10 protein-coding genes are annotated in these 17,426 nt (G+C 72.0%); 9 read left to right on the top strand and 1 reads right to left on the bottom strand.

Annotation, left to right across the window (positions count from 1 at the left end; genetic code table 11):
* Positions 1 to 28 precede the first annotated feature (28 nt).
* The gene (locus HUT10_RS15880; protein ID WP_176171918.1) at positions 29 to 1,210 is read left to right on the top strand and encodes an MFS transporter; all 1,182 of its coding nucleotides are present in this window, start codon (positions 29 to 31) and stop codon (positions 1,208 to 1,210) included.
* A 177-nt stretch (positions 1,211 to 1,387) separates the two neighbouring features.
* Positions 1,388 to 2,569, top strand: coding sequence for a sensor histidine kinase (locus HUT10_RS15875; RefSeq protein ID WP_254896893.1), 1,182 nt, complete (start codon positions 1,388 to 1,390; stop codon positions 2,567 to 2,569).
* Here HUT10_RS15875 and HUT10_RS15870 read toward each other — a convergent pair.
* Positions 2,543 to 3,181, bottom strand: coding sequence for a phosphoglycerate mutase family protein (locus tag HUT10_RS15870; protein ID WP_176171917.1), 639 nt, complete (start codon positions 3,179 to 3,181; stop codon positions 2,543 to 2,545). The genes HUT10_RS15875 and HUT10_RS15870 overlap by 27 nt on opposite strands.
* Positions 3,182 to 3,237: 56 nt before the next feature.
* On the opposite strand from HUT10_RS15870, the gene HUT10_RS15865 reads away from it, so the two are divergent.
* The 7 genes from HUT10_RS15865 (at position 3,238) to HUT10_RS15835 (ending at position 16,741) form a co-directional block, all read left to right on the top strand.
* Entirely contained in the window at positions 3,238 to 5,256 is a 2,019-nt protein-coding gene (locus tag HUT10_RS15865; RefSeq protein WP_176171916.1) for a cytochrome c oxidase assembly protein, read from the top strand.
* A 129-nt stretch (positions 5,257 to 5,385) separates the two neighbouring features.
* Positions 5,386 to 7,062 (top strand): energy-dependent translational throttle protein EttA, encoded by a 1,677-nt coding sequence (ettA, locus tag HUT10_RS15860; protein WP_176171915.1) that lies wholly within the window; start codon positions 5,386 to 5,388, stop codon positions 7,060 to 7,062.
* Positions 7,063 to 7,210: 148 nt separating this feature from the next.
* Positions 7,211 to 9,793: a hypothetical protein gene (locus HUT10_RS15855; protein ID WP_176177846.1), complete on the top strand. Its 2,583-nt coding sequence runs from the start codon at positions 7,211 to 7,213 to the stop codon at positions 9,791 to 9,793.
* A gap of 616 nt (positions 9,794 to 10,409) precedes the next feature.
* Positions 10,410 to 15,389 carry an NAD-glutamate dehydrogenase gene (locus tag HUT10_RS15850; protein ID WP_176171914.1) on the top strand — a complete coding sequence of 1,660 codons (4,980 nt, stop codon included), beginning with the start codon at positions 10,410 to 10,412 and terminating at the stop codon, positions 15,387 to 15,389.
* On the top strand, positions 15,386 to 15,805 hold the full coding sequence (locus tag HUT10_RS15845; protein ID WP_176171913.1) for a thioesterase family protein: 420 nt from the start codon (positions 15,386 to 15,388) through the stop codon (positions 15,803 to 15,805). The genes HUT10_RS15850 and HUT10_RS15845 overlap by 4 nt, the downstream gene beginning before the upstream one ends.
* The gene (locus HUT10_RS15840; protein WP_176171912.1) at positions 15,798 to 16,433 is read left to right on the top strand and encodes a hypothetical protein; all 636 of its coding nucleotides are present in this window, start codon (positions 15,798 to 15,800) and stop codon (positions 16,431 to 16,433) included. The genes HUT10_RS15845 and HUT10_RS15840 overlap by 8 nt, the downstream gene beginning before the upstream one ends.
* A gap of 53 nt (positions 16,434 to 16,486) precedes the next feature.
* On the top strand, positions 16,487 to 16,741 hold the full coding sequence (locus HUT10_RS15835; protein ID WP_176171911.1) for a hypothetical protein: 255 nt from the start codon (positions 16,487 to 16,489) through the stop codon (positions 16,739 to 16,741).
* Positions 16,742 to 17,426: the final 685 nt, after the last annotated feature.

Genomic DNA, 17,426 nt, shown 5'->3' with positions numbered 1-17,426 from the left:
TCACGCTGGAGCCACGAAAGGGGAATCCATGCGGGACCGGACCGCCGTGTTCACGGTGTTCGCCCTCAACGGGCTCGCGCTGGGCTCGTGGGCGTCGCGCACGCCCGCGCTGACCGCGCAGGTGCACGCTTCGCCAGGGGTCTTCGGCCTGGCCCTGCTCGGCGCCAGCGTCGGCATGCTCGCCGCCGCGTCGGTGGCCGGGCGGCTGATCGAACGGGCCGGTGCCCGAGCGGTCGTCGCCGGGAGCACGGCGATGGCAGCCGGCTCGCTGGTGCTGGTCGGCTTCGCGCCCACCGTGCCGCTGCTGGCCGGGGCGCTGCTGGTGATCGGCGCGAGCGTCGGGATGCTCGACGTCGCGATGAACGTCGCCGGCGTCGCTGTCGAACGGCGGCTCGGCAAGCCGATCATGTCGGTGTTCCACGCCGGGTTCAGCTTCGGCGCGCTCACCGGTTCGCTGGCCGCGGGCCTCGCCGCCGGCCACGGCTGGTCGCCGGCCCGGCACCTCACCGTCGCCGCCGTCGTCGCGGTCGTGGTGCTGGCCCTGGTCATCAGGGCCGTCCCGGGCATCCGCCCCGAGCACACCGAAGAACCCGTGGTCACGCCGACGCGGGCACCGATCCGGCGGCCGGTGCTGTGGCTGCTCGCCGCGGTCGCGCTGTGCTCGGCCATCGCCGAGGGCGCGGCGTCGGACTGGTCGGCGCTGCTGATGACGGCCGAGCGCGGGGTCGGCCAGGGCACCGCGGCCCTCGCCTTCGCCGGGTTCCAGCTGGTCATGGCGCTGACCCGGCTGGCGGGCCCGGTGGCGCAACGCCGGTTCGGCCCGACCCGCTGCCTCGCCGCGGGCGCCACCCTCGCCGCCGTGGGGCTGGTCGCCGCGGCCGTCATCCCGGTCGCCGCCGTCGGTTTCGCCGGGTTCGCGCTGGCCGGCGCGGGGCTCGCCGCGTCCTTCCCGATGGGCCTCAGCCTCGCCGGCGACGCCGGGAAGCGCGGTGACGGCACCGGCGGCGAGCGCGAGATCGGCTTCGTGACCGCCGTCGCCTACACCGGTTTCCTGGGCGGCCCGCCGATCGTCGGCGGCATCGCGCAGGCGACGGATTACGCCGTGGCGTTCGTCTTCGTCGCGGTGGTGGCCGCACTGATCCTGCCTGCCGCGGTCGCCGCCCGGCGGTCGCGCCGGCGGGAGGAAGCGGAGGCGATGATCAGCCGGTAGCCGTTCCGGGCACGAAATCCGTGCCGCAACCGGCGTTTCCACCACGGCCCGGGCGTTGACAGTCTCCTGGTGCAAGAGGCAAGCTGAACCCCGTCGGTAAACTGAAATGAATACGGCGACGTTTCAATTTCAGGTCGGCTGATCAAGGCGGGGGCGCCTTGATCCGGGGAGGACGTCGTGAGGGTTGTGCTGCTCGGCGGAGCGGGGGCGCTCGCCGGCGTAAGCGGGCGGTGGGGCGGCCTGACGCTCGTGCGGGACGCCGTGCCGCGGCTCGTGCTGGTGCCGGTCGCGTTCCGGCTGGCGCTGTTCCTGCAGGCCGTCTGGTCCGGCGGACCGCTGAGCGCGCCGGTGCTCTGGGGTGCGGTCGGCCTCTACCTGGTGCCGAACCTCCTGGAAGTGGCCTGGGTTTTCCGCCGGGCCACCGGGATCCGGCCGGTGTTGGCCGCCGATACCGCGTACACGCTCATGACGAGCTTCGCCGCGGCTGTCTTCGCGGCGCATTCACCCGAGCTGCTGACCCTGGCCTGGCCCAACATCATGGGCACGGTCATGGTCTGGACCCTGCTCCGGGGCGCGCCCGCCGGCGCCGTGGCGATCGCCGGCGCGCTGCTCCTGCGGTACGGCATGGCCGCGGTCTCGGGCACCTCGGCGCCCGCGACGTGGATCCTGCTCGCCCTGGTCGCGGCCGCGGTGACGGCGCTGGCCATCGTGCTGCTCGTCGCCGGGTCGATGCGATTCGCCCTCGGGCTGGGCGAGCAGCGCGGCCGGGCCGCCGAGCGGGAACGCCACCGCCGTGACGTCCACGACACCGTCCTGCAGGTGATGGAGTCCCTCGCGCTGCCCGCACCCGGCGACGCGCTCGACCCGCGCGGCAGCCTCGACCAGGTCCGCCGCACCGCCCGCGCGCACGCCCTGCGCCTGCGGCTGAGCCTCGACGGCGACGCGCCCGCCGAGCCGGGCGGGCTCGAACACCGCCTCGGCGCCCTGGCCGTCGAGATGACGGCGGACGGCCTCCGCGTCGACCTCGTCGTGCTCGCGAAGCCCACCGACGTCCCCGAAGCCGTCGTCAACGCCCTTCACGACGCAACCCGCGAGGCACTGCGAAACACGTTGAAGCACGCGAGGACGGCGAAGGCCGTCGTGTGCCTCGAAGAGCGCGAAGGCGTCGTCACGGTGTCCGTGCGCGACCACGGCACCGGCTTCGACCTCGCCGCGCGCCGCGCCGGGTTCGGCATCGAGAACTCGATCCACGCGCGGATGGCCGAGATCGACGGCGCCGCGCGCATCGACTCGGCGCCCGGCCACGGCACCCGCGTCGTGCTGACCGCGCCGCTAAAGCTGGGTTTCCCCGTCGGGTGAGTCTCGCCACTGGGCGAACGGGCGGTCCAGCGTCCACTTGCCGTCGGACTCGGAAAGGACGCGGTATTCGCAGGTCGCCGGGTTGGACAGGGACTCGAACAGGTCGATGCTCCAGCCGAAGAGCCGTCGGCACAGCAGCCGCAGCGTGAGCCCGTGGGAGACGATCAGCACCGTCTCCGGGTGACTTTCCTCGCGCCGTCGCAGGTCCGAGAGGAACGCCGCGACACGGTCGTCGACGTCCGCGCCCGACTCGCCGAACGGCAGCCGGTAGAAGAAGTGCCCGAACTCGTGCCGCCGCGCCTTCTGGACCTCCTGGTCGGCCGGGTCCTGCAGGTTGCCCCAGTCCTGTTCGCGCAGCCGCGGCTCCTGCACGAGCCGTTCGCAGGACGCCTGGATGTCCAGCAGCCGCAACGTTTCCCGGGTGCGCAGGTACGGGCTGACGTACACCGCGGGCCGCGTCCCGTCGAGCAGCCGCGCGATCTCCGGCGCGACCGCGCGGGCCTCCCGCTCGCCCTTGGCCGTCAGCGGCAGCGCGTGGTCGGGGATCCGCGTGTAGGCGAGCTCGTCGACGTTGCCGAGCGACTCGGCGTGCCGCAGCAGGATCATCTTCACCACGCCATCCTGCCCGTCACACGGGCCTGACCGGGGCGGGGCATACCCTCAGTGGCGTGTCCGCGACGAAATCCGACGTCCCGACGCAGCGCCGGGCCAGTGTGCTGCCCCTGCTCCTGGTCGGCTTCCTGCTGGCCGCGGTGGTCGCGATCGGCCTGATCGCGCTCACCGGCGGGGCCGGCTACGTCATCGCCGGCCTGCCCGACCCGGGGCTGGTCACCAAGTACGGCATCACCGTCATGCGCGTGCTGTCCGAATGCGCGTCGGTGATCTGCGTCGGGTCGCTGCTGCTGGCCGCCTTCCTGGTGCCGCCGCAGAAGTCCGGGACGCTCGGGCCGGAGGGCTACGGCGCCCTGCGCGCGGCCGGGATCGCCGCCTGGGTGTGGTTCGCCGCGGCCCTGCTTTCGGTCGCCTTCACCGCCGCCGACACCGCCGGGAAGCCCTTCGGCGACGTCCTGGACCCGCAGACGCTGCTGGACCTCGTCGGCGCCATCGAACAGCCGAAGGCGTGGCTGTGGACGGCCCTGATCGCGATCCTCGTCGCGCTCGGCTGCCGGCTCGCGCTGTCCTGGGGCTGGACGGCGGTGCTGTTCTTCCTGGCCGTCGGCGGGCTGGTCCCGGTCGCCGTCACCGGGCACTCCGCCAGCGGCGGCTCGCACGACGTCGCCACCAACAGCCTGCTGTTCCACCTGGTCGCCGCGGCGCTGTGGGTCGGCGGCCTGGTCGCCCTGCTGGCACTGGGGTACCGGCGCGGGGGCCACCTGAGCCTGGCCGCGCAGCGGTTCTCCCGGCTGGCGCTGGTCTGCTGGATCGTGATGGCGCTCTCCGGCGCGGTCAACGCGCTGGTCCGGATCGGCCTCGACGATCTGTTCACCACCGACTACGGCCTGCTCGTCGTGGCCAAGACGGTCGCGCTGCTGCTGCTCGGGGTGTTCGGCCACCAGCAGCGCGAAAAGGGCGTCGCGAACCTCAAGAACGGCACGGGCGGCGCCCAGCTGCTGCGCCTGGCGTCGGTCGAGATCCTGATCATGTTCGTCACCATCGGGATCGCGTCCGGGCTGGCCAGGACGCCACCGCCGGCGGACGCGGTCACCCAGCCGTCCACCACCGAGCTGCTGATCGGCTACGACCTCGACGGGCCGCCGACGGTGTGGCGGCTGCTCTTCGACACCCGCTTCGACCTGGTCTACGGCACCCTCGCGCTGGTCATCGGCGGCCTGTACCTGGCCGGGGTCCGCCGCCTGCTGCGCCGCGGCGACACCTGGCCGGTCGGCCGGACGGTCGCCTGGGTCGCCGGCTGCGTGGTGCTGTTCTTCGCGACGTCGTCGGGCATCGGCCGGTACGCGCCCGCGATGTTCAGCGTCCACATGGGCAACCACATGCTGCTGTCGATGGTGGCGCCGGTGCTGTTCGTGCTCGGCGGGCCGGTGACGCTCGCGCTGCGAGCCCTGCCTGCCGCGGGCAAGGACGCCCCGCCGGGGCCGCGGGAGTGGCTCGTGGCCTTCGTGCACTCCCCGGTGTCACGGTTCCTCACCCACCCGGTCGTCGCGCTGCTGCTGTTCGTCGGCTCGTTCTACGCGCTGTACTTCTCCGGCCTGTTCGACAACGCGCTGCAGTACCACTGGGCGCACCTGGCGATGAACGGGCACTTCCTGCTCGCCGGGTACGTCTTCTACTGGCCGGTGATCGGCGTCGACCCGTCGCCGCGGCGGATCCCGTACCTGGGCCGGCTCGGCATGATGTTCGCCGCGATGCCGTTCCACGCCTTCTTCGGCGTGATCCTGATGAGCAAGCAGACCGTCATCGGGCAGGCCTTCTACAGCCAGCTGCACCTGCCGTGGGTCACCGACCTGCTCGCCGACCAGCGGCTCGGCGGCGGCATCGCCTGGGCGGCAGGCGAGGTCCCGGTGCTGCTGGTGCTGATCGCCCTGCTGGTGCAGTGGTCGCGGCAGGACGAGCGCGAGGCGAAGCGGCGTGACCGGCGCGAGGCGGCCACCGGTGACGAGGAGCTGAACGCCTACAACGCGATGCTCAAGAACCTCGCCGAGGGCAAGCGACCCTCGGGTTCCAGTTGAGGTTGAGCCGCTGTCTGGGTGCCGGGAAACGGCCGTTTTGCTACTCTCGCCGTGATCTCGGGCTGACTTTCGGTAGTCCGACGGTGACCGGCGTCGAGGCGCGATCGAGCGCGCTCTACGATCGTGGGTATGGCCGAGTTCATCTACACCATGAAGAAGGTGCGCAAGACCGTCGGGGACAAGGTCATCCTCGACGACGTCAGCACCGCGTTCTACCCCGGCGCCAAGATCGGCGTGGTCGGGCCGAACGGTGCCGGTAAGTCCACCGTTCTCAAGATCATGGCGGGGATCGAGCAGGCCAGCAACGGCGAAGCGTTCCTCCAGCCCGGCGCCTCGGTCGGCATCCTCATGCAGGAGCCGGAGCTCAACGAGGAGAAGACGGTCCGGCAGAACGTCGAGGAAGGCCTCGGCGAGGTCAAGGTCAAGCTGGACCGCTACAACGAGGTCCTCAAGCTGATGGAGACCGACTACAGCGAAGAGCTGCTCGAGGAGATGGGCGAGCTCCAGGAGGAGCTGGACCACGCCGACGCCTGGGAGCTCGACTCGACCGTCGAGCAGGCCATGGACGCGCTGCGCTGCCCGCCGCCGGACGAGGGCGTCACCCACCTCTCCGGTGGTGAGCGCCGCCGGGTCGCGCTGTGCAAGCTGCTGCTGTCGGCGCCCGACCTGCTGCTGCTCGACGAGCCCACCAACCACCTGGACGCCGAGAGTGTCCTGTGGCTGGAGCAGTTCCTCGCCCGCTACGCCGGCGCCGTCCTCGCCGTCACCCACGACCGGTACTTCCTCGACAACGTGGCCCAGTGGATCATGGAGCTGGACCGCGGCCGCGTCGTCGGCTACGAGGGCAACTACTCGACGTACCTGGAGAAGAAGCGCGAGCGCCTCGAGGTCCAGGGCAAGAAGGACGCGAAGCTCGCCAAGCGGCTGAAGTCCGAGCTCGAGTGGGTCCGGTCCAACGCCAAGGCGCGCCAGACGAAGTCGCGTTCGCGCCTCGACCGCTACGAGGAGATGGCGGCGGAGGCGGACAAGCACCGCAAGCTCGACTTCGAAGAGATCCAGATCCCGCCGGGCCCGCGGCTGGGCAACGTCGTGGTCGAGGTCCAGAAGCTGCAGAAGGGCTTCGACGGCCGGGTGCTCATCGACGGCTTGTCGTTCGACCTGCCGCGCAACGGCATCGTCGGCGTGATCGGCCCGAACGGCGTCGGCAAGACCACGCTGTTCAAGACCATCGTCGGGCTGGAGGAGCCGGACGCAGGCGAGGTCAAGATCGGCGAGACCGTCAAACTGTCCTATGTGGACCAGTCGCGGGCCGGTATCGACCCGGACAAGACGGTCTGGGAGGTGGTCTCGGACAAGCTCGACTACATCCACGTCGGGCAGACCGAGATGCCGTCGCGCGCGTACGTCAGCGCGTTCGGGTTCAAGGGCCCGGACCAGCAGAAGCCGGCGGGCGTGCTCTCCGGTGGTGAGCGCAACCGGCTCAACCTGGCGCTGACGCTCAAGCAGGGCGGGAACCTGATCCTGCTCGACGAGCCGACCAACGACCTGGACGTCGAGACGCTGGGCTCGCTGGAGAACGCGCTGGAGCAGTTCCCCGGCTGCGCCGTCGTGATCTCCCACGACCGGTGGTTCCTGGACCGGGTGGCCACGCACATCCTCGCCTGGGAAGGCACGGACGAAGACCCCGCCAAGTGGTTCTGGTTCGAGGGCAACTTCGAGGGGTACGAGAAGAACAAGGTCGAGCGCCTCGGCGCCGAGGCGGCGCGGCCGCACCGTGTCACCCATCGCAAGCTGACCCGCGACTGAGGGGGCGGGTTTCCCCGTGGAAGCCAGCAAACAGCACCGGACCGGCCCGCTCTCCGCTCCGTCGAACGCCGCCTCCGCGGGAGGGCGTACGTCGGCGGAGAGCGGGCGCTCCGCGCATGCCGGGGGAACCCTCTCCGCAGTCGGCAGGCTGATCGAACGCGCGGACGCGCTGCACCTGCGCGCGCCCGAGCTCGCGTTGGTCCTGGGTGAGCGCGCGGCGGCGTTGTCCGAGGCCGCCGGAGCCGACGAGCAGTGGATCCGGGCCGAGAGCCTGGTCGTGTCCGCGCGGGTGCGGCTGGGCATGCGCCCGGCCACGGTCGGGCGCGCGGTCGCGGCCCTGCGCGCGGCCGAGCACGCCGGCTACGGCGACATCGCTGCGCGGCTGCGCATCGACCTCGCCGTGTGCGCCCGCAGCCTCGGTGTGCCGCTGACCGGGCTCGCCGCGTTGCGGCCGGTGCTCACCGACCCGGTCGTCTCGCCGGTGCACCGCGCCGCCGCGTTGACGCACCTCGTCGGCTGCCTCGGGCTGATCGGGCGGAAGGCCGAGCTGGACCGGGTGCTCGTCGAAGCGGACAAGCTGGTGCTCGGCGACGAGTCGCTGGGTGCGGACACCCAGCTGCTGGTCCGGGCGCTGCTGCGGATCGGCACGGCCGCGCACCGGCGCCGCCACGGCGACCTGACGGCGGCGGCCGACGCGGCCCGGACCGGTCTGGGTTTCCTGGAGCGGCTGGACAACCCGGCCGACGACGGCGGCCTCGTCCGCATCCGGCTGGTGCTGTTGCTGGTCAACACGCTGCTCGACCGCGGTGACACCGAAATGGCGTACGAGATCGCGGAGCCGGTGCTGGCCGAGCCGGTGCGCGCGGCGGGTGTCGCGCCGATGGGCTGGCTGCGGCTGGCCGTCGCGACGCGGGTCCACCTGCCCGCCGGTGCCGGTGAGGCGGCGATCGAGCTGGTCCGCGAGGCGGTGGCGAGCACGGACCGGCACGGGCTGTCGGCGGTCACGGCGCGGCTGTGGCTGGAGCTGGCGCAGCTGCAGGAGCGGTTCGGGCAGGCGGAGGAGGCCATCGCGTGCCTGTACCGCTCGCGGGCGGCGGAGCAGCTGCACGCTCGCGCCCGGCGGCAGGCCTGCAACGTGCTGGCCGGCGAGTTCGGCAGCGGGGAGCCGGCGTCGATCGACCTGGACGAGGTGCTGAAGGCGGTGCCGGCCCGGCCGGTGCCGGTTGTCGCGGCGGAGCCGGTTGTGGAGCCGGTTTCGGAGGCTGAGCCGCGGACGCCGGCGTGGTCGTTCGGGCGGGAGGAAGCGCCGTCGCGACCGGAGCCGCGGCAGCCGGCTTGGTCGTTCGAGCGGCCGCGGGTGACCGCGGATGCGGCGGAGACGACGTTGATGCCTGCGGTGCGGGATGAGCCGCGGCCTGTGGTTGCTGAGCGGCCTGGGGCTGTCGAGCGGCGCGGGGCCACTGAGGGGCCCGGGGCTTCTGAGCCGCGGCGCAGGGGTGCTGAGTCGCGTGGGGGCGTGGAGTCCCGGCCTGGGGCTGTCGAGCGGCCTGGAGTGGCCGAGCCGCGGCCTCGGTTTGCCGAGCAGCGGGCTGAGGTTGTCGAGCCGCGGCCCGGCGCCGATTCCCGGGCCGCTGCCGAGCCGCGGCCGGGGCGCGAGGTCGCCTCGGCTGAGCGTGGGCGGACGCCGGAGTTCCGTCCGGAGCCTTCGTCGGCGCCGATCGAGGTTCGGTCGGGGCGTGGGACGGAGCAGCGGCCGGAGTTCCGTTCGGAGCCGGTCGAGGTGCGGCCGGAGCCTGCTCGGACGCGGTCTGCCGAGCCCGGGGTTCGTCCGGAGCCGGCCGAGCGTGCGCCGGAGGTTCGTTCGGAGGCGGTTGAGCCCAGGTTCGCCGAGTCGGAGTTCCGTTCGGAGGCGGCTGAGCGCCGGTTCGCCGAATCGGAGGCTCGTTCGGAGGCGGCTGAGCCGCGGCCGGCCGAGCGTGGGCGTGAACCGGTCGAGGCGCGGTCCACCCGGGAGCCCAAAGCGGCGCCGCCCGCCGAAACCGGGAAGACCAAGTTCTCCTGGGCCGCGCTGGCCGAAGCCCGGCTGCGGGAGACCGCGGCCGAACGGGAATCGGCGCCCACCCGCGTCACGCCGGCCTTGCCGTTGGCGCCCGAGCCCGCCGCCGAGCGGGAGCCGTGGGCCTCGGAGGGACGGCGCCAGGAACCGCAACCGTCGACGCGCCACGACGCCGAGCACGGCTCGGTGGCCGCGCGGTCCGTGCTGGACCGGCTGGGCATCTCCGCGTCCGGCGGCGCCGGCGGCCGGCGCCGCGCGGAAGACGCCGACAGCCCACGTGCCGAGGAACCGGCCCGACCGGAGCCGGAGCTCGCCCCGCCGCCGCGGCCGGAGGACGAGCCGCCCTCGGTGCCGGACTACCGCGACGAGGTCGAGCCGTGGTTGCCGCGGCTGCGGATGCCCCCGTCGCTGGAGCCGATGGAGGACTTCGGCCACTGGACGCCGGCGACGGCCCCGTTCCCGGAGAGCTACGCCCGGGCGATCGCGGAGGACGAGCCCCCGCCGGACGCGGGCTTGGCCGACCTGCTGGCCCGCGCGCTGGCCGAGCACCAGGCGGGCACGGCCAGCGCGGCCGCACTGGTCAAGCAGCTCGGCTCCCAGGACACCAGCCGCCGGAACGGTCACGGCCGCAACGGCCACGGCGCCGAGGTCTCGGACTCCCGCGGCCGCGACTGACCTGCGCCTGGTCGGCCTCGGCTCAGGCAGCCGGACCGCCGCCGCTCGGAAGGCCCGGGGCGTTCGGAGCAGCCCCCGTTTCCCACGCTACCGGCGGCCACCGACACTTTGCCTTGCCCGGCGAAAGCGCAGGCCCGGCCCGCGGGGGCGCCCCCGGTTTCCACGCTACCCGCCGGCACCGACAGTTTCGGCCCGCGAGTGCCCCCGCTGACCCACGGCATCCACAACACAGTTCACCTCACCCCGCGTCCAGTCGCTGAGACGCCCCGATTCGTCGCCGACCTGCCTCCACCCGAACTCAGTGGGATCCGTCGCACCTCGACGTCGCCGACTGGCCGACAGCGTTCGGCGAACGGCAGCCCACCCCTTCAACTGAACCGATCACGTTGGCCCCACGTCGGGTAACGCCCGGCGGGCTGGGCTGGTCAGCGGCGCGGACGCCCCCTCTAGGCAACCCGTCAGTAGCTTGACCGATCACGGGAATCCCGTGCTCCGGAAGGGTTTCCGGGCCCCGGGTCTTCATGTGATCCCGGATCGCGGCGCATTAGTGTGGGGTGGCCGGCTCAACGCCGAACCGGCGCGGTGTCACCTCACGCAAACTGGAGAGTTGCCTCAAATGAGCTCGACCGGAGTCTCGTCCCTACCCGGAACCGGAGCCGAAACCGAACCCGAATTCGGCCAGCGCTCCCCGGCCAGCCCGGAGCAGATCAGGGACGACCTGATCGACGCCGCCGCGGGGCTGGCGCCGGAGATCGGTGAGCTCATCCGGCTCTACTACCGGCACATCCCGGCCGAAGAGATCGTCGGCGACGAGCCCGTCAACCTGGTCGGCGCCGTCCGGTCGCACCTGCAGCTGGCCAAGTCGCGGATGCCCGGCCGCCCGGCCGTGCGGCTGCTGAACCCGACCGTCGCCGAAGACGGGTGGGCTCGCGAGGCCACCGTCGTGCAGGTCGTCACCGATGACATGCCCTACCTCGTCGACTCGATCGCCGCCGAGTTCGCCCGTGACGGCGTCCAGGTGCAGCGGATCGTTCACCCGATCGTGGTGGTCAGCCGCGACCTGACCGGCGAGCTGCTCGAAGTCCACCCCGAAGCCGACCCGGCCGAGCCGCCCGCGAACTCCGCCGCCGAGTCGTGGATGTACATCGAGATCGACTTCGTCACCGATCGCAACCGGGCCCGCGAGCTCGACAACCGGCTCTCCAGCGTCCTCGGTGACGTCCGCGAGGTCGTCGAGGACGCCGACAAGATGGCCCAGACCGCCTGCCAGCTGGCGAGCGAGCTGGAGACCGACCCGCCGAAACTGCCGAAGGACGAGGTCGCCGAGGGCGCCCGGCTGCTGCGCTGGCTGGCCGACGGCCACTTCACCTTCCTCGGCTACCGCCGCTACGAGCTGGTCGACCACCCGGACGCGGACACCCCCGCCCTGCGCGCGGTCCTGGCTTCCGGCCTCGGCGTGCTGCGCCAGGACAGCCTCGCCGCCCGCGGCCTCACCGCCGGGCCGGACACCGCCGCCACCGCTCTCGCGCCGACGCTGCTGGTGCTGACCCAGGCGAGCGCGCCCTCGACCGTGCACCGGCCGGTCTACCCGTACTACGTCGGCGTGAAGACCTTCGACGCCGAAGGCAACGTCACCGGCGAACACCGCTTCCTCGGCATGTTCACCACCACCGCGCTGCACGAGAACGTCCTCGACATCCCGGTCGTCTGCAAGCGGGTCCGCGAGGTCATCCACCGCGCCGGCTTCCCGATCGAGTCGTTCTCCGGTCAGCGGATGCTGGAAATCCTGCAGAACTGGCCGCGCGCGGACCTGTTCTCCGCCGACAGCGACTCGCTGTACTCGACGACGACCGGCGCGATCACCCTCTCCGACCGCCGACGGCTGCGGCTGTTCCTGCGCCGCGACCCGTACGGCCGCTTCTACTCCTGCCTCGTCTACCTCCCGCGCGACCGCTACACCACGCGCTCGCGGCTGGCGATGCAGGAAGTCCTGCTCGAGGAGCTCGAAGGCACCCAGCTCGAGTACAGCGCGCGGATCGGCGAGACCGTCCTGGCGCAGGTGCACTTCGTCGTGCACACCGACCCGGCGCGCCGGCTCGACCCGGACACGCTCAAGATCCAGGACCGGCTGAACGACGCCGTCCGCACCTGGGACGACCGGATGGTCGAAGCCGTCCTCGACGAACGCCGGGAGCGCGCCGACGGCGGCGTCGCGGTCGGGATCGTCGGCGAGGAATCGGCCACCGAGCAGGGCCAGCGCTTCGCGATGGTCTTCCCCGAGGGCTACAAGGAGGACTTCACCGCCGAAGAGGCGCTGGCCGACCTCCGCTCGCTGGACTCGCTGACCGACGAAGGCGACCTCGCGCTGTCGTTCTACCAGCCCGCCGACGCCGGGCCGGGCGAGCGGCGCTTCAAGCTCTACCTGCGTGGCGAAGGCGTCACGCTCTCGAAGGTGCTCCCGGTGCTGCAGGCCATGGGCGTCGAGGTGGTCGACGAGCGGCCGTACGAGCTGCACCGCGAGGACGGCGGCGCGTGCTGGATCTACGACTTCGGCCTGCGCGTCGACCAGAAGATGCTCGACGAGTCCGACGAGCACGCCGTCGAGGAGCTGCGCGGCCGCTTCCAGAACGCCTTCGAGGCCGCCTGGCGCGGCGACGCCGAGGTCGACGGCCTCAACGGGCTCGTCCTGCGCGCCGGGCTCAGCTGGCGCCAGGTGGCCGTGCTGCGCGCGTACTCGCGGTACCTGCGCCAGGCCGGCAGCGCGTTCTCCCAGGACTACATCCAGAACACGCTGCTGAACCACACGCAGATCGCCACCAAGCTGCTGCGGCTGTTCGAGGCCCGGTTCGACCCGCAGTTGTCCGACGCCGACCGCGACGCCGCCGCGGAGGCACTGGGCACCGAGCTGAGCGCGATGATCGACGAGGTCACCAGCCTCGACGAGGACCGCATCCTGCGCCGCCTGATGGCCGTCATCCGGGCCACCCTGCGGACGAACTACCACGTCACCGGCGCCGACGGGACGCCCCGCGAGTACCTGTCGATCAAGCTCGACCCGGCCGGCGTGCCCGATCTGCCCGAGCCGCGGCCGAAGTTCGAGATCTTCGTGTACTCGCCGCGTGTCGAGGGCGTGCACCTGCGCTTCGGCGAGGTCGCGCGCGGTGGCCTGCGCTGGTCGGACCGGCGCGAGGACTTCCGCACCGAGATCCTCGGCCTGGTCAAGGCGCAGGCGGTGAAGAACGCGGTGATCGTGCCGGTCGGCGCGAAGGGCGGCTTCGTCGTCAAGCGCCCGCCGGCCCCCAGCGGCGACGCGAGCATCGACCGCGACGCCCAGCTCAACGAGGGCATCGCCTGCTACCGCATGTTCATCTCCGGCCTGCTCGACCTGACCGACAACCGGATCGAGGGCAAGACCGTGCCCGCGCCGAACGTCGTCCGGCACGACGCCGACGACTCCTACCTGGTCGTCGCGGCCGACAAGGGCACCGCGAAGTTCTCCGACATCGCCAACGAGGTCTCCGCCCAGTACGGCTTCTGGCTGGGTGACGCCTTCGCCTCCGGCGGCTCGGTCGGCTACGACCACAAGGCCATGGGCATCACGGCGAAGGGTGCCTGGGAGAGCGTCAAGCGGCACTTCCGCGAGCTGGGCAAGGACACCCAGACCGAGGACTTCACCGTCGTCGGCATCGGCGACATGATGGGCGACGTCTTCGGCAACGGCATGCTCCTGTCCGAGCACATCCGCCTGGTCGCGGCCTTCAACCACATGCACGTGTTCCTCGACCCGAACCCGGACGCGGCGACGTCGTACGCCGAGCGGCGACGGCTGTTCGACCTCCCGCGCAGCTCGTGGGACGACTACGACCGCTCGCTGATCAGCGAAGGCGGCGGGATCTACCCGCGCACGGCGAAGTCGATCCCGATCAGCCCGCAGGTCCACGCGGCGCTCGGCCTCGAAGAAGGCGTCACCGCGCTGGCCCCGATGGACCTGATCCAGGCGATCCTGCTGGCGCCGGTCGAGCTGCTGTGGAACGGCGGCATCGGCACCTACGTCAAGGCCGAGACCGAGAGCCACGCGGCCGCGGGCGACAAGGCCAACGACGCCATCCGCGTCGACGGCAAGCAGCTGCGCGTCAAGGTCTTCGGCGAAGGCGGCAACCTGGGGCTCACCCAGCTCGGCCGGATCGAGTTCGCGCGGGGCGGCGGCAAGATCAACACCGACGCGCTCGACAACTCGGCCGGCGTCGACTGCTCCGACCACGAGGTCAACATCAAGATCCTGCTCGACCACCTCGTGCAGACCGGCAAGCTGGAGCGCGAACAGCGCGACGAGCTGCTGGAGGAGATGACCGACGAGGTCGGCGCGCTGGTGCTCAAGGACAACTACCGGCAGAACGCCGTCCTCGGCGTCAGCCGCGCGCACGCCGCGCCGATGGTCTCGGTGCACGCGCGCCAGGTGCAGGCGCTGGTCACGGCGGGCGCCTTCGACCGCAAGCTCGAAGCACTGCCGAGCAACTCCGAGTTCCGGGAACTGGAGAAGGCGGGCAAGGGCCTCACCTCGCCGGAGCTGGCGACCCTGCTGGCCCACGTCAAGCTGGAGCTGAAGGACGAGCTGCTGGCCAGCGACCTGCCCGACTCGAAGGTGTTCTCGGCCAGGCTGCCCGAGTACTTCCCGAAGCCGCTGCGCGAGCGGTTCCCGGACGCGATCGGGGAACACCCGCTGAAACGCCAGATCATCACCACGCTGGTCGCCAACGAGGTGGTCGACGGCGGTGGCATCTCGTTCGTCTACCGGCTGATGGAGGAGATGAACGCGACGGCGACCGACGCGGTGCGCGCGTACGCCGTGGTGACGCAGGTCTTCGACCTCCCCGCGCTGTGGCAGGAGATCGACGCGCTCGACAACGTCGTGTCCACCGACGTCGCCAACGACATGGTGCTGGAGACGCGGCGGCTGCTCGACCGGGCCGCGCGCTGGTTCCTCACCAACCGGCCGCAGCCGCTGGCCCCGCTGTCGGAGATCAAGCGCTTCCGGCGGGTGCTCGACAAGCTGGTGCCGAAGATCGGCGACCTGCTGCGCGGCCGCGAAGCGGAGTCGGTGCAGAAGCACGTCGACGAGCTGACCGACGCGAACGTGCCCGAGGGGCTCGCCCGCCGGGTGTCGCTGCTGCTGCACACCTACGGCCTGCTCGACGTCACAGAGGTGGCGGAGCTGGCCGAGCAGCAGATCGGCGTGGACGCGGTGCACAGCCCGGCCGAGACGGCGGAGCTGTACTACGCGCTCTCGGCGCACCTGGACATCGACCGGATGCTCACCGAGATCAGCAAGCTTGAACGCGGCAACCGCTGGCACGCGCTCGCCCGGCTCTCGCTGCGCGACGACGTCTACGGCTCGCTGCGCGCGATCACGCTCGATGCGTTGCGGCACAGCGATCCCGGCTCGTCCGGCGACGCCAAGATCGCGCAGTGGGAGAAGACGAACGCGTCCCGGCTGCAGCGGGCCCGCGTCGCGCTCGACGAGATCACCAAGTCCGGCCGGCTCGATCTGGCGACCCTCTCGGTGGCGGCCCGCCAGATCCGGAGCACGGTGCGGTGACCTACGTATCGCACGTCCGCCCGCGCTGGACGGACATGGACGTCTACGGCCACATCAACCACGCGAAAATGGTGACGCTGCTCGAAGAGGCGCGCATCCCGCTGCTGTTCGACGGAGCCGTGGAAGCGGGGCTGGACCAGCTGCCGAAGGGCATCGTCGTGGTGCGGCTGGAGGTGGCCTACAAGGCGCCGATCGTGGTGTCCGGGCAGCAGCTGCGGATCGAGATCGACCTGACCGAGCTGCGCGCGGCGAGCTTCACGCTGGCCTACCGCGTGCGCGGCGGGCCCTCGGCGGACGACCGGGTGGCGGTGACCGCGGAGACGGTGCTGGCGCCGTACGACACGGTCGAGCTGCGGCCGCGTAGGCTCAGCCCGGCCGAGTCGGAGTTTCTGAAGCAGGGGTTCGCGGATGCCTGAGTTGTTCGTGCCGGACGCGGCCGACCGGGAGACCCTCGGCGCGTTCGTCGCCCGCGCGGTCCGGCTGGACGGCCAGACGGCCGTGCGGCTGCGCCGGCGTGGCGACGGCGTGGTCGAGGCCTGGACGGCGACGCCGTTCGAGTGCCTGGCCACCCGAGCAGTGGCCGGCGACGTGACGCCCGGTGACGTCACGGTGTCCGGCAACGAGCTGCTGGCCGCGCTGACCGTGGCGGGCGGGCCCCGGATGGACCCGGGCCCGGCCCGCGACCTGCTGTGGCACGGCGAGCTGCCGCCGTCGGGCCGCTGGCCGCTGGTCGACGAGCTGCCCGCCCGGGTGGTGTCGGAGCTGGCGGACCGCGGCGTGACGCTGGCCAGGGACAACGTCGGCCCGCACGGCACGCCGCCGGCGTCGCTGATGGACCAGGCGGTCCTGACGGTGACCGGCGAGGCGACCGAGGTCAAGGTCCAGATGCGCTGCTTGTTCGCGATGTCCGGAATGGGGTTCGTGGACTCGGACGTACCCGGAGACGTGGTCCGCGTGACGGCGACGGATTCCTGGCTTCGCCTGGACGCCCGGTACGGCGCGATCGTGCGCCGCCGGCACGCGCTGCTGCCGCTGCTGTTCTGACGAAGTCCTTACGGCGGCCACCGTTCTTCGCCGGACAGTGGCAGCCTGGAGGCATGACCCCGGACGAAGACCCGATCGCGGACTTCCTCGACGAGGTCCGCGTTCCGGAGCCGCACTGGCGGCAGGACCGGACGGGTCCGGCGGGCGAGCGGGCGCCGGAGCCCGCGGAAAGACCTGAGAGGTGGGGCCGCACGCGTGCGGCGGGCCGGGCGGCCGCCCAGGCGGCGCCCTACCTCCAGGCCGCGGCGCTGGTGGCTTGGCTGGCCAGCGGCGCTTTCGACGACGGGTCGGGTAACCAGTCGGGCTGAGTTCCCGCGCCGCGCACGGCCCGCCCTCCCTGGGGGCTGCCCCCGCTTCCAGCGTATCGGCAGTGACCGACGGAAATCCCGGGCGAAAGGGCCGACGGCCCGAGCTGTCCACACCTCGCGTAGATTGTGGAAGACCGCCTCGGACGAGCCCGGCGGCTGAGTCCGGGGGGGGCGGCTTGCCCGCCCATCAGTGGGCTGCTCCACAACCGCACCTCACCCGGCGGTTTGGTCCGGGGTGGTTTGTTCCCGTCAGGGGGGTGTTCGAGGACTGCGGCTCGCGCGGCGGTCGGGTCCGGGGTGGGTTGCTCCACCAGCGGGCTGCTCGACAACCGCGCCTCATCCGGCGGTCCGGACCTCGCAGCTCAACGACCGTGTACCAGTGGGCAGAGTGAGGCTGAAAGCCTCGTCCCAGCGTCCGGTGGCATTCGGCATGCACTCCCGGTGCACCTCCCATGTCCAGCATCGTGGCCGGCCAGCAGCGCCTTCGACGACCGCTCGGGCAACCAGCCGGGCTGAGCTCCCGCGCCGCGCAGAACCCGCCCTCCCTGGGGGCTGCCCCCGCTTCCAGCGTATCGGCAGCGACCGACGAAAAGGTCGGACGAAGGGGCCGACGGCTCGAGTTGTCCCCACGCCACGGGCATTGTGGAAGGGTGCCTCGGACAAGCCCGGCGGCTGAGTTCGCGGG

It is taken from the genome of Amycolatopsis sp. Hca4 (assembly GCF_013364075.1).
In the GTDB taxonomy this organism is placed as follows: domain Bacteria; phylum Actinomycetota; class Actinomycetes; order Mycobacteriales; family Pseudonocardiaceae; genus Amycolatopsis.
The sequence above is the reverse complement of the archived record's forward strand: the minus strand, read 5'-3'. Positions and strand labels throughout refer to the sequence as shown.

Bases quoted from the DNA above. Each gene is read 5' to 3' on its own strand.
- HUT10_RS15835 (WP_176171911.1), top strand. From the start codon at position 16,487: ATGACCCCGGACGAAGACCCGATCGCGGACTTCCTCGACGAGGTCCGC.
- HUT10_RS15880 (WP_176171918.1), top strand. From the start codon at position 29: ATGCGGGACCGGACCGCCGTGTTCACGGTGTTCGCCCTCAACGGGCTC.
- HUT10_RS15840 (WP_176171912.1), top strand. From the start codon at position 15,798: ATGCCTGAGTTGTTCGTGCCGGACGCGGCCGACCGGGAGACCCTCGGC.
- HUT10_RS15850 (WP_176171914.1), top strand. From the start codon at position 10,410: ATGAGCTCGACCGGAGTCTCGTCCCTACCCGGAACCGGAGCCGAAACC.
- ettA (WP_176171915.1), top strand. From the start codon at position 5,386: ATGGCCGAGTTCATCTACACCATGAAGAAGGTGCGCAAGACCGTCGGG.